This window comes from Thermomonospora cellulosilytica, assembly GCF_014138835.1.
Classification (GTDB): domain Bacteria; phylum Actinomycetota; class Actinomycetes; order Streptosporangiales; family Streptosporangiaceae; genus Thermomonospora; species Thermomonospora amylolytica.
Window position 1 is genome coordinate 6,834,264 of record NZ_JACJII010000001.1, and the last position, 17,742, is coordinate 6,852,005.

19 protein-coding genes are annotated in these 17,742 nt (G+C 72.9%); 9 read left to right on the forward strand and 10 right to left on the reverse strand.

All coding sequences use genetic code 11. The features are described 5' to 3' along the window. Window positions 1–88 precede the first annotated feature (88 nt). Genes fdh through nrfD form a run of 3 tightly spaced genes read left to right on the forward strand, consistent with a single transcriptional unit; the run spans window position 89 to window position 5,261 of the window. Window positions 89–3,370: a formate dehydrogenase gene (fdh, locus tag HNR21_RS32115; RefSeq protein WP_246442401.1), complete on the forward strand. Its 3,282-nt coding sequence runs from the start codon at window positions 89–91 to the stop codon at window positions 3,368–3,370. 44 nt (window positions 3,371–3,414) lie between these two features. Continuing rightward, entirely contained in the window at window positions 3,415–4,239 is an 825-nt protein-coding gene (locus HNR21_RS32120) for a 4Fe-4S dicluster domain-containing protein (protein ID WP_182708947.1), read from the forward strand. A 38-nt stretch (window positions 4,240–4,277) separates the two neighbouring features. Then, a complete protein-coding gene (gene nrfD / locus HNR21_RS32125; RefSeq protein ID WP_182708086.1) occupies window positions 4,278–5,261 on the forward strand; it encodes an NrfD/PsrC family molybdoenzyme membrane anchor subunit in 984 nt (327 codons plus the stop codon). Here nrfD and HNR21_RS32130 read toward each other — a convergent pair. From HNR21_RS32130 to HNR21_RS32140, 3 genes are all read right to left on the reverse strand, one after another. Next, window positions 5,196–5,750: a TIGR03086 family metal-binding protein gene (locus HNR21_RS32130; RefSeq protein ID WP_182708087.1), complete on the reverse strand. Its 555-nt coding sequence runs from the start codon at window positions 5,748–5,750 to the stop codon at window positions 5,196–5,198. The genes nrfD and HNR21_RS32130 overlap by 66 nt on opposite strands. After that, entirely contained in the window at window positions 5,747–6,748 is a 1,002-nt protein-coding gene (locus tag HNR21_RS32135; protein ID WP_376766613.1) for a sigma-70 family RNA polymerase sigma factor, read from the reverse strand. The genes HNR21_RS32130 and HNR21_RS32135 overlap by 4 nt, the downstream gene beginning before the upstream one ends. A 184-nt stretch (window positions 6,749–6,932) precedes the next feature. Then, complete coding sequence (locus HNR21_RS32140) at window positions 6,933–7,859, reverse strand: MerR family transcriptional regulator (protein WP_220500382.1); 927 nt, start codon at window positions 7,857–7,859, stop codon at window positions 6,933–6,935. Window positions 7,860–7,915: 56 nt separating this feature from the next. On the opposite strand from HNR21_RS32140, the gene HNR21_RS32145 reads away from it, so the two are divergent. After that, window positions 7,916–8,677, forward strand: coding sequence for a maleylpyruvate isomerase family mycothiol-dependent enzyme (locus HNR21_RS32145; RefSeq protein ID WP_182708088.1), 762 nt, complete (start codon window positions 7,916–7,918; stop codon window positions 8,675–8,677). Between the two features lie 216 nt (window positions 8,678–8,893). Here HNR21_RS32145 and HNR21_RS32150 read toward each other — a convergent pair whose 3' ends face one another. Then, window positions 8,894–9,337, reverse strand: coding sequence for a helix-hairpin-helix domain-containing protein (locus tag HNR21_RS32150; RefSeq protein WP_182708089.1), 444 nt, complete (start codon window positions 9,335–9,337; stop codon window positions 8,894–8,896). A 258-nt stretch (window positions 9,338–9,595) separates the two neighbouring features. Here HNR21_RS32150 and HNR21_RS32155 point away from each other — a divergent pair, with 258 nt between their 5' ends. Then, the gene (locus tag HNR21_RS32155; protein ID WP_182708090.1) at window positions 9,596–10,807 is read left to right on the forward strand and encodes a PucR family transcriptional regulator; all 1,212 of its coding nucleotides are present in this window, start codon (window positions 9,596–9,598) and stop codon (window positions 10,805–10,807) included. Between the two features lie 53 nt (window positions 10,808–10,860). On the opposite strand, the gene HNR21_RS36495 is transcribed toward HNR21_RS32155, so the two are convergent. Further along, window positions 10,861–11,250 carry an ATP-binding protein gene (locus HNR21_RS36495; RefSeq protein ID WP_182708091.1) on the reverse strand — a complete coding sequence of 130 codons (390 nt, stop codon included), beginning with the start codon at window positions 11,248–11,250 and terminating at the stop codon, window positions 10,861–10,863. Between the two features lie 74 nt (window positions 11,251–11,324). Then, a complete protein-coding gene (locus tag HNR21_RS36500) occupies window positions 11,325–11,588 on the reverse strand; it encodes a hypothetical protein (RefSeq protein WP_182708092.1) in 264 nt (87 codons plus the stop codon). A 172-nt stretch (window positions 11,589–11,760) separates the two neighbouring features. Between HNR21_RS36500 and HNR21_RS32170 the strand changes: the two genes are divergently transcribed. Together HNR21_RS32170 and HNR21_RS32175 are read left to right on the forward strand one after the other, a co-directional pair. After that, window positions 11,761–12,615 carry a helix-turn-helix domain-containing protein gene (locus tag HNR21_RS32170; protein WP_182708093.1) on the forward strand — a complete coding sequence of 285 codons (855 nt, stop codon included), beginning with the start codon at window positions 11,761–11,763 and terminating at the stop codon, window positions 12,613–12,615. After that, on the forward strand, window positions 12,612–12,938 hold the full coding sequence (locus tag HNR21_RS32175; protein ID WP_182708094.1) for a DUF397 domain-containing protein: 327 nt from the start codon (window positions 12,612–12,614) through the stop codon (window positions 12,936–12,938). The genes HNR21_RS32170 and HNR21_RS32175 overlap by 4 nt, the downstream gene beginning before the upstream one ends. Window positions 12,939–13,272: 334 nt before the next feature. Here the strand turns inward: HNR21_RS32175 and HNR21_RS32180 are convergent, their stop codons facing one another. The 3 genes from HNR21_RS32180 to HNR21_RS32190 all read right to left on the reverse strand — a co-directional run bounded on the left by HNR21_RS32180 (window position 13,273) and on the right by HNR21_RS32190 (window position 15,357). Next, on the reverse strand, window positions 13,273–13,782 hold the full coding sequence (locus HNR21_RS32180) for a hypothetical protein (RefSeq protein ID WP_220500383.1): 510 nt from the start codon (window positions 13,780–13,782) through the stop codon (window positions 13,273–13,275). Window positions 13,783–13,898: 116 nt separating this feature from the next. Then, window positions 13,899–14,765: an LLM class flavin-dependent oxidoreductase gene (locus tag HNR21_RS32185; RefSeq protein WP_182708096.1), complete on the reverse strand. Its 867-nt coding sequence runs from the start codon at window positions 14,763–14,765 to the stop codon at window positions 13,899–13,901. A 22-nt stretch (window positions 14,766–14,787) separates the two neighbouring features. Next, window positions 14,788–15,357 (reverse strand): dihydrofolate reductase family protein, encoded by a 570-nt coding sequence (locus HNR21_RS32190; RefSeq protein ID WP_182708097.1) that lies wholly within the window; start codon window positions 15,355–15,357, stop codon window positions 14,788–14,790. 97 nt (window positions 15,358–15,454) lie between these two features. Between HNR21_RS32190 and HNR21_RS32195 the strand changes: the two genes are divergently transcribed. Then, window positions 15,455–16,030, forward strand: a complete 576-nt coding sequence (locus HNR21_RS32195) for a TetR/AcrR family transcriptional regulator (protein WP_182708098.1) — start codon at window positions 15,455–15,457, stop codon at window positions 16,028–16,030. Window positions 16,031–16,089: 59 nt separating this feature from the next. On the opposite strand, the gene HNR21_RS32200 is transcribed toward HNR21_RS32195, so the two are convergent. Continuing rightward, window positions 16,090–16,743 (reverse strand): TetR/AcrR family transcriptional regulator, encoded by a 654-nt coding sequence (locus HNR21_RS32200; protein WP_182708099.1) that lies wholly within the window; start codon window positions 16,741–16,743, stop codon window positions 16,090–16,092. A 98-nt stretch (window positions 16,744–16,841) separates the two neighbouring features. Here HNR21_RS32200 and HNR21_RS32205 point away from each other — a divergent pair, with 98 nt between their 5' ends. Beyond that, window positions 16,842–17,741 carry an NAD(P)-dependent oxidoreductase gene (locus tag HNR21_RS32205; RefSeq protein ID WP_182708100.1) on the forward strand — a complete coding sequence of 300 codons (900 nt, stop codon included), beginning with the start codon at window positions 16,842–16,844 and terminating at the stop codon, window positions 17,739–17,741. Window position 17,742 lies beyond the last annotated feature (1 nt).

Below are 17,742 nucleotides of genomic sequence, written 5' to 3' on the forward strand. Positions count from 1 at the left end.
CCGTCGCCGCCCGCCTACCCGGACCTGCGGGATGTATGTGCGGTTCGTCCTGTGCATAAGGGACGGCACGGCGGGTAGGGCGGCGGGCATGGGATGGGGCGACCTCCTGGGCAGGTGGCCGGTGTGGCGTCAGGCCACCGGCGCCGACCGGACGGGACGCGGGGCGGCCGCGCGCAGCGCGGGCACCGAGCGGCTGCGTCCCCGGGTCGCCGACGCCGACCGGGTCGTCAAGTCGGTCTGCCCGTACTGCGCGGTGGGCTGCGGGCAGAACGTGTACGTCCGGGACGGCAGGGTCGTCCAGATCGAGGGCGACCCCGACTCGCCGATCTCCCGGGGCCGGCTGTGCCCCAAGGGGTCGGCCAGCCTCCAGCTCACCACCGGCTCGGCCCGGGAGAGCGGAGTGCTCTACCGGCGGCCGTACGGCACCGAGTGGGAACGCCTGGATCTCGACACCGCGATGGACATGATCGCCGACCGGGTGATCAGGGCGCGGCGGGACGGCTGGCAGTGGACCGACGAGGACGGCAACCGGGTGCGGCGCACCCTCGGGTTCGCCAGCCTCGGCGGGGCCACGCTGGACAACGAGGAGAACTACCTCTTCAAGAAGCTGTTCACCGCGCTGGGCGCCATCCAGATCGAGAACCAGGCGCGGATATGACACTCCTCCACCGTCCCCGGTCTGGGGACCAGCTTCGGGCGCGGCGGCGCCACCACGTTCCAGCAGGACCTGCGTAACGCCGACTGCATCGTCATCGAGGGCTCGAACATGGCCGAGTGCCATCCGGTCGGGTTCCAGTGGGTGATGGAGGCCAGGCTGCGCGGCGCGACCGTGGTCCACGTGGATCCGCGGTTCACCCGCACCAGCGCCATGTCCGACCTGCACGTCCCGTTGCGGGCGGGGTCCGACATCGCGTTCCTGGGCGGGCTGATCCGGTACGTGCTGGAGAACGACAAGTACTTCCGCGAGTACGTGCTGGCCTACACCAACGCGTCCACCATCGTCAGCGAGGACTTCCGGGACACCGAGGACCTGGACGGGGTGTTCTCCGGTCTGGACCCGCGGAACCGTTCCTACGACTTCCACAGCTGGCGGTACGAGGGCGCGGACGTGTCCGCCCCGTCCGGGCTGCAGGAGCAGCAGTTCGAGGAACGGGCCGAGACCCGCGAGGCGGCGCGCGGCGAGGCGCACGGCTCGGGCGGCGCGGACGTGTCCGCGGAGCCGCTGCGGATCCGGACCGACGAGACGCTGCAGCACCCGCGCTGCGTGTTCCAGATCCTGCGGCGGCACTTCGCCCGGTACACGCCGGAGACGGTGGAGCGGATCTGCGGCGTCCCGCAGGAGACGTTCGCGAAGGTCTGCGAGCTGATCACGGAGAACTCCGGGCGGGAGCGCACCACCGCGTTCGTCTACTCGGTGGGCTGGACCCAGCACACGGTCGGCGTGCAGTACATCCGCACGGCGTCGATCCTGCAGGCGCTGCTGGGCAACATGGGACGGCCGGGCGGCGGCATCCTCGCGCTGCGGGGCCACGCCTCGATCCAGGGCTCGACGGACATCCCGACGCTGTTCAACCTGCTGCCGGGCTACCTGCCGATGCCGCACGCGCACCGCAACCAGGACCTGGAGACCTACATCCGGGCCGAGTCCGCCCGCAAGGGCTACTGGAGCAACATGCGCACCTACCTGGTGAGCCTGCTCAAGGCCTGGTGGGGGGACGCGGCGACCGAGGACAACGACTTCTGCTTCGACAACCTGCCCCGGCTGACCGGCAACCACGGCACGTACGAGACGGTGCTGGCCCAGCTCGACGGCATCTGCAAGGGCTACTTCCTGCTGGGCGAGAACCCGGCGGTCGGATCGGCCAACGCCCGGCTGCAGCGGCTCGGGATGGCCAACCTGGACTGGCTGGTGGTGCGGGACTTCTCGCTGATCGAGTCGGCGACCTGGTGGAAGGACGGGCCGGAGATCGAGACCGGGGAGCTGCGCACCGAGGAGATCGGCACCGAGGTGTTCTTCCTGCCCGCCGCGGCGCACACCGAGAAGTCCGGGAGCTTCACCAACACCCAGCGGCTGCTGCAGTGGCACCGGCAGGCCGTCGAGCCCACCGGGGACGCCCGCAGCGACCTGTGGTTCGCCCACGAACTGGGGCGGCGGATCCGGGCCAGGCTCGCCGACCCCGCCTACCGGGAACGGCACGGCCTGGACGACCCGGAGATGGACCGGCCGGTCCTGGACCTGACATGGGACTACCCCACCGAGGGCCGGTACGGGGAACCGGACGCGGAGGCGGTGCTCGCCGAGATCAACGGGCGGGACGCCGAGGGCCGCCCGCTGTCGACGTACCTGGAGCTCAAGCCGGACGGGTCCACCTCCTGCGGATGCTGGATCTACTGCGGCGTCTACGCGGACGGGGTCAACCAGGCCGACCGCCGCAGGCCCGGATCCGAGCAGGACTGGGTGGCGGCCGAGTGGGGCTGGGCGTGGCCGCTGAACCGGCGCATCCTCTACAACCGGGCCTCGGCCGACCCGTCCGGACGCCCGTGGAGCGAACGCAAGGCGTACCTGCGGTGGGACGAGTCGCAGCGCCGCTGGGTGGGGCCGGACGTGCCCGACTTCAACGCCACGACCCCGCCCGACTACGAGCCTCCGCCCGGCGCCACGGGCCCGGAGGCGTTGTCGGGGACGGACGCGTTCATCATGCAGGCCGACGGGAAGGCATGGCTCTATGCACCATCGGGACTGGTGGACGGGCCGCTGCCGGCGCACTACGAGCCGCAGGAGTCGCCGTTCACCAACCTGCTGTACGGGCAGCAGCGCAACCCCGTACGGTCGCTGCCGCCTCCGGGGCGGGACTACTTCCAGCCGTCCGACGGGGAACGGGGCGCGGAGGTGTTCCCGTACGTGGCGACGACCTACCGGCTGACCGAGCACCACACGGCGGGCGGAATGTCGCGGTGGCTGCCGTACCTGTCGGAGCTGCAGCCGGAGTTCTTCTGCGAGGTGTCCCCGGAGCTGGCCCGCGAGCGCGGCCTGGAGCACCTGGGCTGGGCGACCATCGTCAGCGCCCGCAACGCCATCGAGGCCCGCGTCCTGGTGACCGAACGGATGAAGCCGCTGGAGGTGCAGGGACGGCGGCTGCACCAGATCGGGCTCCCGTACCACTGGGGACCCAACGGCTACAGCACCGGCGACGCCGCCAACGAGCTGGCCCACATCTCGCTGGACCCCAATGTCCACATCCAGGAGGTCAAGGCGCTGGCCTGCGACATCCGCCCGGGCCGCCGCCCCCGCGGACCCGCGCTGCGCGACCTGGTGAACGAGTACCGGCGGCGTGCCGGAATCGACGAGCAGACCGGGAGGCAGATGTGAGCGACCCCGCCGCGGACACCGGTTACCAGGAGCCGCCGCCGCGCATGGGCTTCTTCACCGACACCTCCGTGTGCATCGGCTGCAAGGCGTGCGAGGTGGCGTGCAAGGAGTGGAACGCCATCCCCGAGGACGGGATGGAGCTCACCGGCATGTCGTACGACAACACCGTGGGGCTGGGGGCGTCCACGTGGCGGCATGTGGCGTTCATCGAGCAGCGCAAGCCGGTCTCCGTGGGTCCGGACACGGACGTGCTGGGGATCTCCCCGCAGGGCGCCGTGACGCCGGGCCGGGAGGAGGGCGAGCTGCGCTGGCTGATGGCCTCGGACGTGTGCAAGCACTGCACGCACGCGGCCTGCCTGGACGTGTGCCCGACCGGTTCGCTGTTCCGTACCGAGTTCGGCACGGTGGTGGTGCAGGAGGACATCTGCAACGGGTGCGGCTACTGCATCCCCGCCTGCCCGTACGGGGTGATCGACCAGCGCAAGGGCGACGGGCGGGCCTGGAAGTGCACGCTGTGCTACGACCGCATCGGCGACGGGCTGGAGCCCGCCTGCGCCAAGGCCTGCCCCACCGACTCCATCCAGTACGGTCCGCTGGACGAGTTGCGGGAACGCGCCGCCGCCCGGGTGGAGACCCTGCACGACGCCGGAGTGGAGGAGGCCCGCCTGTACGGGGCCGACCCCGGCGACGGCGTGGGCGGGGCGGGCGCGTTCTTCCTGCTGCTGGACGAGCCCGAGGTGTACGGGCTGCCGCCGGACCCGGTGGTGACCACCCGGGACCTGCCGTCGATGTGGCGGCACGCGGCCGTCGCCGCCGCCGGACTGCTGGGCGCGACCGCGCTCGCCTGCCTGACGGGACGCCGCCGGTGAGCCCCCGGCGTCGTCGCGGCGCGGGCGGGGAGCGCCCGATGGTCCCCAAGGCGGAGTTCACCTCGTACTACGGCAAGCCCGTCCTCAACCCGCCGGTGTGGAAGCCGCTGGACATCGCGGGTTACTTCTTCCTCGGCGGCCTGGCGGGCGCGTCGTCGGCGCTGGCCGCGGGCGCCTCGTGGACCGGCCGCCCGGTGCTGGCCCGCAACGCCGAGGTCGCCGCCGTGGGCGCGCTGGGCCTGTCGATGGCCGCCCTCGTCCACGACCTGGGCCGCCCCGCCCGCTTCGTCAACATGCTCCGCGTCGCCAAGCCCACCTCCCCCATGAGCGTCGGCTCCTGGCTCCTGGCCGCCTACGGCCCGATGGCGGGTGCGACCGCCCTGTCCACCCTCACCGGCCGTCTCCCCCGCCTGGGCCGCGCGACCGGCACGGCCGCCGCCGCCCTGGGCTCGGCCGTCACCACCTACACCGCCGTCCTGATCGCCGACACCGCCGTCCCCGCCTGGCACGAGGCCCACCGCGAACTGCCGTTCCTGTTCGCCGGCTCCGCCGCCGCGGCCGCCGCCGGGCTGGGCCTGCTGACCGCCCCGTCCGCCGAGACCCGTCCCGCCCGTGTCCTGGCGCTCACCGGCACCGCGGCGGAACTGACCGCCACCGCGCTGATCCGCCGCCGCCTCGGCATGCTCGCCGCCCCCTACCGGACCGGCAAGCCGGGCCGTCTCCTGCACACCGCCGAGGCCCTGACCCTCGCCGCCACCGCCACCGCCCTCCTCGCCCCCCGCAACCGCCCGCTGAACGCCCTGGCGGGCGCCGCGTTGCTGACCGCCTCGGCCCTGACCCGCTTCGGCGTCTTCCACGCCGGCCTGGCCTCCGCCCGCGACCCGAAGTACACCGTCCAACCCCAGCGCGAACGCCTCGAAGCCCGCCGCCGAGGAGCGGTTGTTCCGGGTCCTGGGTCAGCGGGGGGTGCGGCCGAGGTGGGCCAGGAGACGGTCGGCGGGGGTGGCGTCGAGAGGCGGTGACAGCGGCGGGGCGAAGCGGGCGGGACGGTCGGCCTCGGTGACGAGGAACGAGGTCAGAGGGAGCAGGTCCGCGGCCAGGGCGGTGGGGATGGGATGGTCCAGGTCGCAGGCCCGGGCCACGTCCCAGCCGTGAACGGTGATCTCCACGGCTCCGGCGGTGGTGACGACGTGGGTGGCCAGGGGCAGGTCGGCGATGGCGATGTCGCCGCGGGCGGGGGCGGCGGTCCAGGTGCCGAGGAGGCGGCAGGCCCGTTCGCGGAGGGCGGTCACCGGGTCGTCGGCGGGGCCGGGGGACGGGTCCAGGGCCATGTGGCCCAGGTCGGCGGCCTCGCAGAGGGCCTGCAGGGAGTCGTTCATGTGGTCGAGCAGGGCGCGCAGGTCCCAGTCGCGGCAGGGGGTGGGACGGGACATGACGGCGGGCGTCACGGCGAGGAGGCTGCCGAGGGTGTAGCCGACCGCCCGCTCCAGCAGGGCGAGCCCGGCGTTCATCGGGACTGCGCGGGGAGGGTCTCCGGCAGGCCGAAGACCGGGAACAGGCCGGTGTCCAGGAAGGTCGCGCAGTGCCTGATGAGGCCCTCGGGGGTCGGGCTCAGCACCTGCAGGTTGAACGGGCGGAACACGCCGTCGGCCGGGTCGCGCATGTACTGGGCCACGGCGGGCTGGCCGTTCGCCGAGGTCCGCAGCAGCCGCAGGTCGCCGGGGCGGGCCGGGCACACCTGGACCAGGTGACGGCCGATGGTGTCGCGGCCGGCGTACCAGGTGGGCAGCGGCGGCATCTCCCACACCGCGTCGTCGGTGAACAACGCGACGATGGCCGCGACGTCCTTGGTCTCGAACGCCGCCACGTACCGGTCGAGCAGGTCGCGCTGCTCGGCGGCCGGCGGCTCGGTGACGTCCTCCTCGCGCGGGGCGACCTTGTCGAGCCGGTCGCGGGCGCGCTGCAGGATGCTGTTGACCGCGGCGGTGCTGACGCCCACGGCCTCGGCGACCTCGGCGGCCCGCCACCTGAGCACGTCCCGCAGGATCAGCACGGCCCGCTGCCGGGGCGGCAGGTACTGCAGGGCGGCCACGAACGCCAGCCGGATGCTCTCCCGTGAGGTCACCACCGCGGCCGGGTCGGTGCCCTCGGCCCCCACCAGCGCGTCCGGCACCGGCTCCAGCCACGGCACCTCGTGCCGCTCCACCAGGTCGTCGGAGGGGTCGCCGGGGCCGCCCAGCCCGGTCGGCATCGGCCGCCGCGCCCTGCCCTCCAGCGCGGTCAGGCAGGCGCTGGTGGCGATCCGGTACAGCCAGGTGCGCAGCGAGGAACGCCCCTCGAACCGGTCGTAGGCCCGCCAGGCGCGCAGGTAGGTCTCCTGCACCAGGTCCTCGGCGTCGTGCACCGACCCGAGCATCCGGTAGCAGTGCGCCATCAGCTCCCGGCGGAACGGGTCCGCCAGCCGCTCGAAGTCCTCGGTGTCGGGAGCCTCGGTCCGGGTCATGAGCATGGCCTCTCGTCCTTTCCCGTGACTGTAGTCACCGGTACCGACAACCCGCGCCGCGGAAACTCATCGCCCTCGCGCCGATGAGTTCGCGTTCCGCCGCCGGTCCGCCCGTCCGAACACACGTACGGAAGGAACGAGATGTCGAACGAGACCGCGCCCCCGCGGGCGCGCGCCGGGCCGGGCGGCGTCACTGCGCCGGTGGCGGGCAGGTGGTCGCGAGGGCGGCGACCAGCCAGGACTGGGCGGCGCCGAGGGTGACGGGGTCGCCGGTGACCTCGCCGTGGAGCCGCCAGTAGCGGTCCATGCGCTCGTCCTGCCCGGCCCTGACGGTGCGCAGCAGACGGCGGCGGAAGCCCGGGGTGTCGCGGGCGTCGCGGGCGGTGGCGTGGGCCTCGACGAACAGGTCCAGGGCCGGTCCGGGGGCCGGGGGACGGCCGGCGGCGACCGCCGGCCGGACCATGGCGGACGCCTCGTGGGCGCCGAGCATCAGGGCGCCCTCGTCGGCGATCTCCGCCGCCGCCCGCCGCACCCCCGCCCGCAGCGTCCGCGCCAGCGACCGGTCGGCGGCGAGCGCGACCATCTCGGCGTAGGCGACGACCTGCGCCGGGGTGGGGTCGGGCGGCGGATCCGGGACGGTGCCGTGCAGGAACGCCTCCATCAAGCCGGGCGGCACCTGCGCGACCACCAGGCCCCGCCAGAACGCGACCAGCGCGTCATGGGCCGTGGCCCCTCGTTCGGCCGCCGCGAGCAGATCGAGTCTGCGGGCCCGTTCGGCGGGGTCGGCCTCCTCGACCGCGCGCAGCGACGCGCGCCGCCAGGCCAGGTCGGCCAGTTCGGCGTCCAGCGCGGCCCGTTCGGCGGCGACCGCCTCCGCCAGCGACCGCTCCCCCGCGAGCACCCGCCCGATCTCGGGCAGCCCCAGCCCGAGCGCCCGCAGCCGCCGCACGGTCCGCAGCCGTTCCACCGCGTCCGGCCCGAACCGCCGGTGCCCGCCGTACGTGCGCCCGGCCTCCAGAATCCCCTCGTCGCAGTAGAACCGGATGGTCCGCACCGGCACCCCGGTCAACCGCGCCAACTCCCCGATGCCGAGCACCGTGACCCCCGTCACACTCACTTGAACCTCCACCCGGGTGGAGTTCCTACCGTACGAGCAGCCGGAAAGGAGAGGCCATGCTCGAAGTGGAACGGCTCGCGGCGGGACTGCGCGAGGAGACCGGTCGGATCGCGGACATCGTCGGTGGGGCCGACCCGGATCTGCGGGTGCCGACCTGCCCGGAGTGGACGGTGCGGGACCTGGTCGAGCACATCGGGAACGCCCACCGCTGGACCGCCGACCTGGTGGAGCGCCGGCTCACCGAGCCGCCCGCACTGGATCTCGCGCCCGCGCCGTCGCCCGCGGCCGAGGACTGGCCGGGCTGGCTGCGGGAGGGCGCCGCGCTGGTGCTCGACGCCGCACGGCGCACGGGGACCGAGACCACCGTGTGGACGTTCGCCGGGCCGCGGCCCGCCTCGTTCTGGATCCGCCGGATGCTCCACGACACCCTGGTCCACCGGGCGGACGCGGCCGTCGCCCTGGGCGTCGAGGTCGACTACGCCCCCGATCTGGCCGCCGACACCCTCACCGAGGGGCTGGAACTGCTCTGCCTGCCCCTGGCCGCCCAGGCCCGTCCCGCCATCGCCGAACTCCGCGGCACGGGCGAACGGCTCCTGCTGTCCCCCGCCGACCTGGACGAGCCCGGCTGGCTGATCACCCGCGCTCCCGAGGGCGTCACCTGGGAACGCGGCGACGGCCCCGCCGACGTCACCCTGACCGGCCCCGTCACCGACCTGGTCCTGGTCTTCACCCGCCGCCTGCCCCCGGACCGCGCCCGCACCGAGATCACCGGCGACACCGCGCTCCTGGACCACTGGCTGGCCCGCACCGCCTTCTGACGTCCGCATCACCTCGCGGGGCGGCCCCGGTCGCGCAGCCCGCCGCCATCGGACCGCGCGGCCCTGATCGGCCCCACGAGGGATCGCAACGCGATCACCCCGTCCGCCGCCGTCTTCGGGACCGCTCGGCCCCTGATCAGGAGGAGCGGCCCGGAAGGAGACCGTGCCCGGCCTCGCGCCGCCGGGAGGGCGGGCGCCGTTCCGGCGTGTGCGGGGTCAGAGGGCGGCGATGGCGTCGAGGAGGGACTGGCGGGTCCTGGGGCCGAAGCCGCGCATGCCGTTCAGGCGGCCCTGCTCGATGGCGGCGGCCAGGGCACGGGGGGAGTCGACGCCCAGCTCGGTGTGGAGCCGGAGGGCCCGCCTGGGCCCGAGGCCGGGGACGGCCAGGAGGTTGCGGGCGCCGGCGGGGGTCCTGGCGCGCAGGTCCTCGAGCTGGCGGAACGTGCCGCGCCGCAGGGCCTCCTCGACCTTCTTGGCGATGGCCTCGCCGACGTCGGGGAGGGTGCGCACGTCGATGGCGGCCAGGTCGCCGGGGTGCGCCGCGATGGACTCGGCGGCCTTCCTGTAGCTGCGGACCCGGATGTCGTCGCCCCCGTTCATGGCGAACAGATCGGCGTACTCCAGCAGCAGTTCCGCCACCTCGGCATTGGTGCGACCCATGCGGCCAACCCTAGCGGGCGGGTCCGACATTCCCACCGCCGCCGACCACCCCAGGTCAGCGGCAATACCGGCCGGAAGCGGCCCGGGCGGTCCCAGTGACTACGGATCCCGGCATTTCCCGTTCTTGTGAGTTGGCGGACAATTATGCTCCCGATCCGGCTCACTTCAGGCACTTACCTCGCCGTGACTCGTTGTGTGGACTGCCAACGCTGAGCGCTATCCGCGCCACATGCGACTCACGTCACCGGGAGGGTCCGCATGGGCAAAGTCCCCGCCACCGAAGATCCACCGCTCGCCGAGGTCCCCGCCGAGCTGGCCGACCCGCTGCGCCCCTACCTGGAGGCCGCGGCCGAGGAGATGGTGCAGGAGATCCGGGGCCTGGTCCCCGAGTACGCCCGCCCCACCGACAGCAAGTACGGCCGGCGGATGAAGTGGGCGGTGCAGGAGACCGTCCGGCAGTTCGTCGACGCCATGGGGCGGCCCGACTTCGACTGGACGGAGCTGACCGGGATCTACGCCGGCATCGGCGCGTACGAGGCGCGCAAGGGCCGCAGCCTGGACGGGCTGCAGACGGCCATCCGGGTGAGCGGCCAGGTCGCCTGCCGCCGCTTCATCCGGGACGCCCGGCGGCTGGACTGGTCGCTGGACGTGCTGGGGCAGATCACCGAGTCGTTGTTCGTGTTCCTGGAGAAGCTGGCCGGGGCCGCCGCGCAGGGCTACGCCGCCGCCCAGGAGCAGGTCGTCACCGAACGGGAACGATCCCGCTGGCGGCTGCGCGACCTGCTGATCGTCGACCCGCCGGCCAGCCGGGAGGCGATCGCCGAGCTGGCCCGCTCGGCGCGCTGGGAGCCGCCGCGCACGATCGGCCTGGTCGCGGTGCGCCCGCCGCTGGGGCATCCGCCGCCGGTGATGCCGCCGTCGATCCTGGCCGACTGGCACGGTCCGGCGCCGTTCCTGGTCGTCCCGGATCCGGACGGGCCGGGTCAGGACCGGCTGATCGCCTCGCTGGTCCGCGAGTGCGCCGCCGCCGTCGGCCCGACCGTGCCGATCACCCGGGGCGCGCTGTCGCTGCGCTGGGCCCGGCACGCCCTGAGCCTGGTGGAACGCGGCGTCATCTCCGAGAAGGGGCCGGTGCGCTGCCTGGACCACATCCCCACGCTGGTCGCCGCGATGAGCGAGGAGCTGATCAACGTGGCGCTGGACGAACGGCTGGCGCCGCTGATGGAGCTGCCCCCGCACCGCCGCGAGCCGCTGGCGCACACCCTGCTCACCTACATGGAGAACCGCGACAACGCGGTGGCCGCGGCGGAACGGCTGCTGGTCCACGAGCAGACGGTGCGCTACCGGATCCGGCGGCTGGAGGAGATGTTCGGGGAGGCGCTGACCGACCCCGACCGCCGCATCGAGATGATGCTCCTGCTGCACACCTGGGTGCGCTTCGGCAACCGCAGGACCGAGCTGGACACCTGACGCCCCGGCGGCGACGGCCGCCATGCGGGCGCCCGCCTGCCGCGCGAGCCCGGTCAGTACTCGGCCCACACGGTCGTCCGCACGCCGTCGGCCTCGTAACCCCAGCGCCGTGAGAGTGCCGCGACCAGGAGCAGACCGCGCCCGTTCTCGGCCAGCTCCCCGTGCCCCGGCCGGCGGGGCCGCTCTCCCCCCGCCCCGTCGTCGGTGACCTCGCTGCGCACCAGCCCGTCCCCGCCCAGCAGGGTGACGACGACCATCCCGCCCCGCCCGGACGCGGTGTGCCGGACCGCGTTGCCGAACTTCTCGGTCAGGCACAACCCGATGTCCCCCAGCAGCGGATGGTCCGCCCCGAGGACTTCCCGGGCGAACGCCCGCACCCTCCTCACGTGGGCGGCATCCCCGGGAACGGTGAGGGTGCCGAGCACGACGAGCCCTCCGTTCACGCGGCCCTCCTTGTGAGGGGACGCCCCCTCACACCCCCCGACGACGACGGCGTTCGTGAACTCGCTCCGTTCGCTCACGCCGTCGCCTCCCGCGCGATCCGCCGGGCGACGGACTTCAGCCGCGCCGCGTCCGTCTCCAGTTCCCGCGCCCGCCAGACCACCCGCCAGGAACGCCCCCGCCGGACCGCCAGCACCGCGTCCCGCGCCCCGCTCGCGCAGCGGACGTACAGCACCGGCTCCCCTTTCGCCGGGATCACCATCCACGACCCCACGGACGCCGCCCGCAGTTCCCAGCCCAGCCAGGCCAGCAATCTGAATCTCGTTTCGGAGACGACCACGCCGGCTCCCTTCCGTTCCGGTGACCGCCCCAGGTTCACCGGCCGCCGCGTTCCCCGCGCGCCGTTCCGGCCGCCGGGCAAGGATCTGCGCGGCCCGCCGTTCACCGCACTGAACGTTCAACCTCCACGGTTTCCGCAACCGGACGGTCGCGCAGCGTGTAAACGTGGCGGCATGCCGTCTCCGCACCGGCCCTCGGTCAGATATCGCCGCATCGGCAGTGCCCTGCGCCAGGCCCGCGAAGACGCCGGTCTGACCATGGGCGCCGCCGCCCGTCGCTACGGCCGTTCCCAAGGCTGGTTCAGCAACATCGAGAACGGCCTGCTGCCCATCCGCCTCGACGAGTTGATCGACCTGCTGGACTTCTACGGCGTCCAGGACCCCACCCTCCGCGAGTCCCTGTGCCACCTGGCCCGCCAGGGCCGCCGCAAGAACTGGACCCACCAATTCCGGGACCGGATCTCTCCTGCCGCTCTTGACCTGGCGAGCCTGGAGAACGACTCGGCATCGATACGAACCTTCCAGCCCAACCTGGTGCCCGGGCTGCTGCAAAACGAGGATTACGCACGATCAGTGATCGAAACCGGCCTGCCGACATCAACCCGTGACAACGACGAGTTGGTGGCATTTCGAATGGCCAGGCAGGCCATCTGGCAGCGCGTCGACCCGCCCGTCTATCAGGTGGTCATCAGCGAGTCTGTCCTGCATCAGCTCGTAGGTGGACGTGCAGTGATGCGCGCTCAACTGGTACGTCTGGCAGAGGCCGCGATGCTGGACCATGTCACGTTGCGCATACTCCCCTTCACCTCCAGCGCATATCTTTGGATTAATGTTCCATTCGACCTGATCACTCTACGCCCGCCTGGCCACCTCACCGTGGCGGTGGCCGAACTCGTGACACGCAGCGTCTTCATGGAGGACGACCAGGAGGTGACTCAATACGAAGAAATATTCACCCACCTCCTGCCAGCCACGCTGGACGAAACCCGATCATGGGAAGTCATCGACCGGATATTGTCAGGGCTATGAGTCTCCAAGAGCTGTCCAGCTCAGCCTGGCGGAAGAGCAGCCACAGCGGCGCCAGCGAGGGTAGCTGCGTCGAGGTCGCGGCGATCTGGCGGAAGAGCAGCCACAGCGGCGGCAACGAAGGGAGCTGCGTCGAGCTTGCTGCGGCCTGGCGCAAGAGCAGCCACAGCGGCTCCTACGAGAACAACTGCGTCGAGGTCTCCCCCGCCGAGCGCTGTGTCGCGGTCCGGGACTCCAAGGACCCGGCCGGTCCCGTCCTCCACCTCGCCCCCGCCGCCTGGCACGCCCTCAGCACCGGGATCAAGGCAGGCGTCCACGACCTGTGACCCATGTCGGCGGCGTCCTGAACGCAGACGACCGGTGTCGGCGGGCGAACTGACCGACCTCGACCGGGTGCTGGAGCGGAGGCTGTACGACATCGACCGGGCCGACGTCCAGGAGGTGACCGACGGCTCGGACGACGGCTTCCTGTACGCCCGGGGCTTCGTCGTCGCGCTGGGCGCCGACTTCTACGTCGCGGTGACCCGCGACCCCCGGATGGACGTGGCGGCCGATCACCGCGGTCAGCGCGGCCACCCGTCGTGGCGATTCCCCGTGATCGGCCGCCCCGGCGGCGTACGGCCACGGGACGCGACCGCACCGGCGCGGAGACGACAGGCGTCAGGTGGCGGCGAAGGTGCCGGTCCGGACCAGGGCGCAGGTGGGGGTGCTCTGGTAGTAGGCGTCCTTGTGGGGGGTGAAGCCGCGGAGGGTTCTCGGGTGGGTGAAGTCGGCTCGGGGCAGGAAGACGCGGACCCTGGTCAGTTTCCTGTCGCGGGTCATCAGGCCGATCCGGGTTCTGTGGTCCTGGAGCAGGACCACGGCGTTCCGGGTGGGGACGGAGGTGCGGCCGGCCTGTTCCACCTCCAGATAGGGGCGGGTGCGGCGGGTGCCGTGGTGGGCGCTCCAGACGCAGTAGTCGTCGCCTTTTCCGGTGGGGTCCAGAATTCGCAGGGAACCGAGGGGTCCCCAGCCTATGCGGGTGCCGTTGGGGGTGGTGTAGAACTCGCCCCAGCGGATCTCGACCGTTCCGTAGGAGGTGGGCTTGGGGCGGGCCGCCCGAGCCTCCGCCGGGGCGGCCGGTGACAGCGCGGTGACCGAAACGGCGATCGCGAGCAGGGTCCCTCTCACGGCGGACCGCATCATCGCCCCTCCATCCACTCGAAATGGACATGCGTCCATGTGCGGTGGGGGGCCTTCGGTTTCCGCCGGGTTATCGGTGCGGTCCGTAACGGTGTTACGCCAGGTCAGGGGACGCGGGGGCGGACCTGTTCGGCGATGAGGCGGGCGAAGCCCTCCGGGTCGGGTTCGTCGGCGGTGGGCTGGAGGATCACGGCGTCCGCCCCCGCCTCGGCCAGGCGGCGGACGGCCTCGGCGATCGTCTCGGCGTCCCCGGCGGCGGAGATGTCGGGGGCGGAGGCGTCCCCCCAGGCCGCGAGTTCGGCGTGCATGCGGGCGGCCGCGTCGGGTCCCGTGGCGGCGTGGAAGTAGACGACCACCCGGTGCGGGCCGGACGACGTGCCGCGGCCCTCGTCGATGAGGCTGCGGGCCCGGCGTACCGCCTCGGGCGACGTGCCCGCGGTGAGGATGGTGCCGTCGGCGGCCTCGCCGCTCAGCCGGAGGGTGCGCGGGCCGGTCGCGCCCGCGAGCACGGCCGGGGCGGTGGCCGGGGGCCAGTCGAGGGCCACGTCGTCCAACGTCACGTAGCGGCCCTTCGTGGTGACGCGTTCGCCCCGCAGGAGTGCGCGCAGGGCGTCCAGGTGCTCGCGCAGCAGCGTCAGGGGGGACTCGGCCCGCGCGCCGACCTGGCCCATCCAGTCCTGCACCCCGTGGCCGACGCCCAGGATCATCCGCCCGGGGAACATCCGTTCCAGGGTGGCGGCCTCCATGGCGGTGAGCGCGACGTTCCGCAGCGGCACGGGGAGGATCCCGATCCCGACGCGCAGGCGTTCGGTCCAGGCGAGGGCGGCGGCGGCGCTGGCGACGCCGCTCTCCAGGAAGCAGTCCTCCCACAGCCACAGCTCCTCCAGCCCCGCCTCGTCGGCGGCGCGGGCGACGGCGCGCAGCCGCTCGGGCGGGAACTGGGGGCGGAAGATCATGCCGAGCGCGGTCATGAGGATCTTCCTATCGCATCGATCACTTCTTCCGATAGGTCAGGACGACCATGCCGCCCTCCAGCGGGCGGGTGCCGGTCAGCTCGAAGTGGACCGGCGAGAAGTCCGCGCCGAACAGCGGGATCCCCGTCCCGGCGACCACCGGGTAGAGCTTGATGACCAGGTCGTCGATCTCCGGCAGCAGCGTCCCGGCCAGGCGGGCGCCGCCGGCCAGGTAGATGTCGCGCCCCTCCTCCGCCTTCAGCTCCCGGATCCTGGCCAGCGGGTCGCCGGAGACGATCTCCACCGCCGGGTCGGGGCTCCCGCCCAGGCCGCCGGACACCACGTACTGGCGCAGGTGGGCGTACGGGCTGGTCACCCCGATCTCCAGGGCCGGCTCGTAGGTGCGGCGCCCCTGGATCACCGTGTCGAAGTTCCTGTTGTCGGCGTCGATGCCGAGTTGCTCCCGGACGTGGGTCGGCAGGACGTCCGGATAGTCCTCGCGGAAGAACTCCAGGACGTCGGGCGTCACCGGGAAGAAGTCCACCTCCCCGTCCGGCCCCGCGATGAAGCCGTCGATGGACATGCCGACGTAGTAGACGAGCCTGCGCATGCGTCCCCCCTTCAAGCACTCCGACCAGAGTGCTTCATCTGTAGTGGTTTGAACGTAGTACTAAAGTTGGAGTGGTGTCAATCGGAGGAGGACGGTCATGCGGCAGAACCCCGAACGGCGGGCCGCGCTGCTGGACGCCGCCATCGAGGTGCTGGCCCGCGAGGGCTCGCGCGGCCTGACGTTCCGCGCGGTCGACGAGGCCGCCGGAGTGCCGAAGGGAACGGCGTCGAACTACTTCGCCAACCGCGACGACCTGCTCACCCAGGCGGGCGCCCGCGTCTACGAACGGCTCCAGCCCGACAACGCCACCGTCACCATGGCGCTGGAGGGCCCCCGCGACCGCGCCAGGCTGACCGCCCTCATGCGCGACCTGGTCGAACGCATCTCGGCGTTCCCCTCGGGCCATCTGGCCCTGCTGGAACTGCGGCTGGAGGCCACCCGCCGCCCCCGCCTGCGGGAGATCCTGACCCGCCAGATCCGTGACGACCTGGAGGCGAACGTCGACTTCCACGTCAAGACGGGCCTCCCCGGCGACGCGACCACCGTGGTCCTGCTCTATCTGGCCCTCAACTGGCTCATCCTGGACCGCCTCACCCTCCCCGAGGTCATCTCCGAGGACCGCATCCCCGCCCTGGTCGAAACCCTGGTCGAACGGCTCGTCCCCACCGACTAGGCACACGGGAGGGGCGTTTCGTCCCGCCGAAGTGCGCGCGGAGAGCGGCGATGCGGCCCTCAGCCGTGCGGGTGCGCCGCGGCGTGGGCGGCCAGTCGGCGGCTGTGCTCCAGGAGGGCGGGGTAGTCGGTGGCGATTCCGCGCAGCAGGGCCTCGACGGCGCGTTCGACCTCGGCCGGGCCGTTGGGCGCGTGCCCGAACAGGGCGCGGTAGTGGACCAGTGAGCCCAGCATGTCCAGGACCAGGCTGCGGTCGATGTCGGCGCGCAGGTCGCCGCGGGCCACGGCCCGGTCGAGCATCTCCGCGACGGCGGCGCGCGGCGGGTCGAACAGCGTCGCCATGAACGTCGACCGCAGGCCGGGGTCGGCGGAGCAGTCGGCCAGCAGCGGCCCCAGCACGTCCGGCCGGATCCGGTGGAACGCCGCGATGAAGACGTTGATGCCCTCGTTCAGGTCGCACAGCGTGCAGCCGGTGTCGGGGGCGCGGACGGTGCCCAGCCGGGCGGCCAGGGCGGCCAGGACCAGGTGCGGGCGGCCGGGCCAGCGGCGATAGATCGCGGGCTTGGTGGTGCCGGCGCGGCGGGCGACCTCCTCGATCCGCAGCCCGGCGTAGCCGGACTCGTCCAGCACGGCGAGCGCAGCGTTGAGGACGGAGGCGTCGATCTGCCGGTCACGTGGGCGACCGGCGCGCGGGGCCGAGGAGCGTGCCGACACGCCGCCAGCCTATCCCCGCCATTCGATACGAGCCGTAACGCTGCGAGGGCAGGATATGTTACGTTACGACTCGTAATTAAATAAGACGGGAGGCGATGATGAACGAGACCCCGGTGACGGTGCTGGGCCTGGGCGCCATGGGGACGGCCCTGGCCCGCGTGCTCCTCGACCACGGCCACCCGGTCACGGTCTGGAACCGTTCCCCCGGCAAGGGCGACGACCTGGTGGAACGCGGAGCCCGGCGGGCCGCGACGGCGGCGCAGGCGGTGACGGCGAGCCCGCTCACGGTCGTCTGCGTGACCGACTATCCGGCGGTGCGGAAGGTGCTCGGCGCGGTGGGCGACGCGGTCGCCGGGCGGACGCTGGTCAACCTCACCACCGGCACGCCCGCCCAGGCGCGCGACACCGCCGCATGGGCCGGCGAGCACGGCGCCCGCTACCTCGACGGCGTCGTCCAGGCCTCCCCCGAGCTGGTCGGCACCCCGGACGCCGTGTTCCTCCACAGCGGCCCCCGGCAGGCGTTCGAGACGCACCGGACCGTGCTGGACCACCTCGGCACCGTTCACCACCTGGGCGACGACCCGGGCCTGGCCTGCCTGTACGACCTGGCGTTGCTGGGGCTGTGGTACGAGGCCGAGACGGCGTACCTGAACGCCCTCGCGACGGTGCGGGCGTCCGGCGCCGACGTGGAGGCGTTCGCCGCGTTCGCGGGCGGGCAGATCGGCCACGTCGCCCAGGCCGCCCCCGACACCGCCCGCCAGGTCAAGGAGCGCCGCTACCCCGTCGGCCCCGCTCCCCTGACCGTGCACCTGCCCGTGGTCGGCCGCCTGCGCGACCTGCGGGCGGCGACCGGCATGGACACCGAGCCGGTCGACCGCCTGCACGCCATGATCGAACGCCGCATCGCCCGCGGCCACGGTGCGGAGGGGTTCACCGGGCTGATCGAGGAGCTGACCGGTCAGGAGGCGGAACGCCGGAATGTCGCACCCGCCCGTTAGG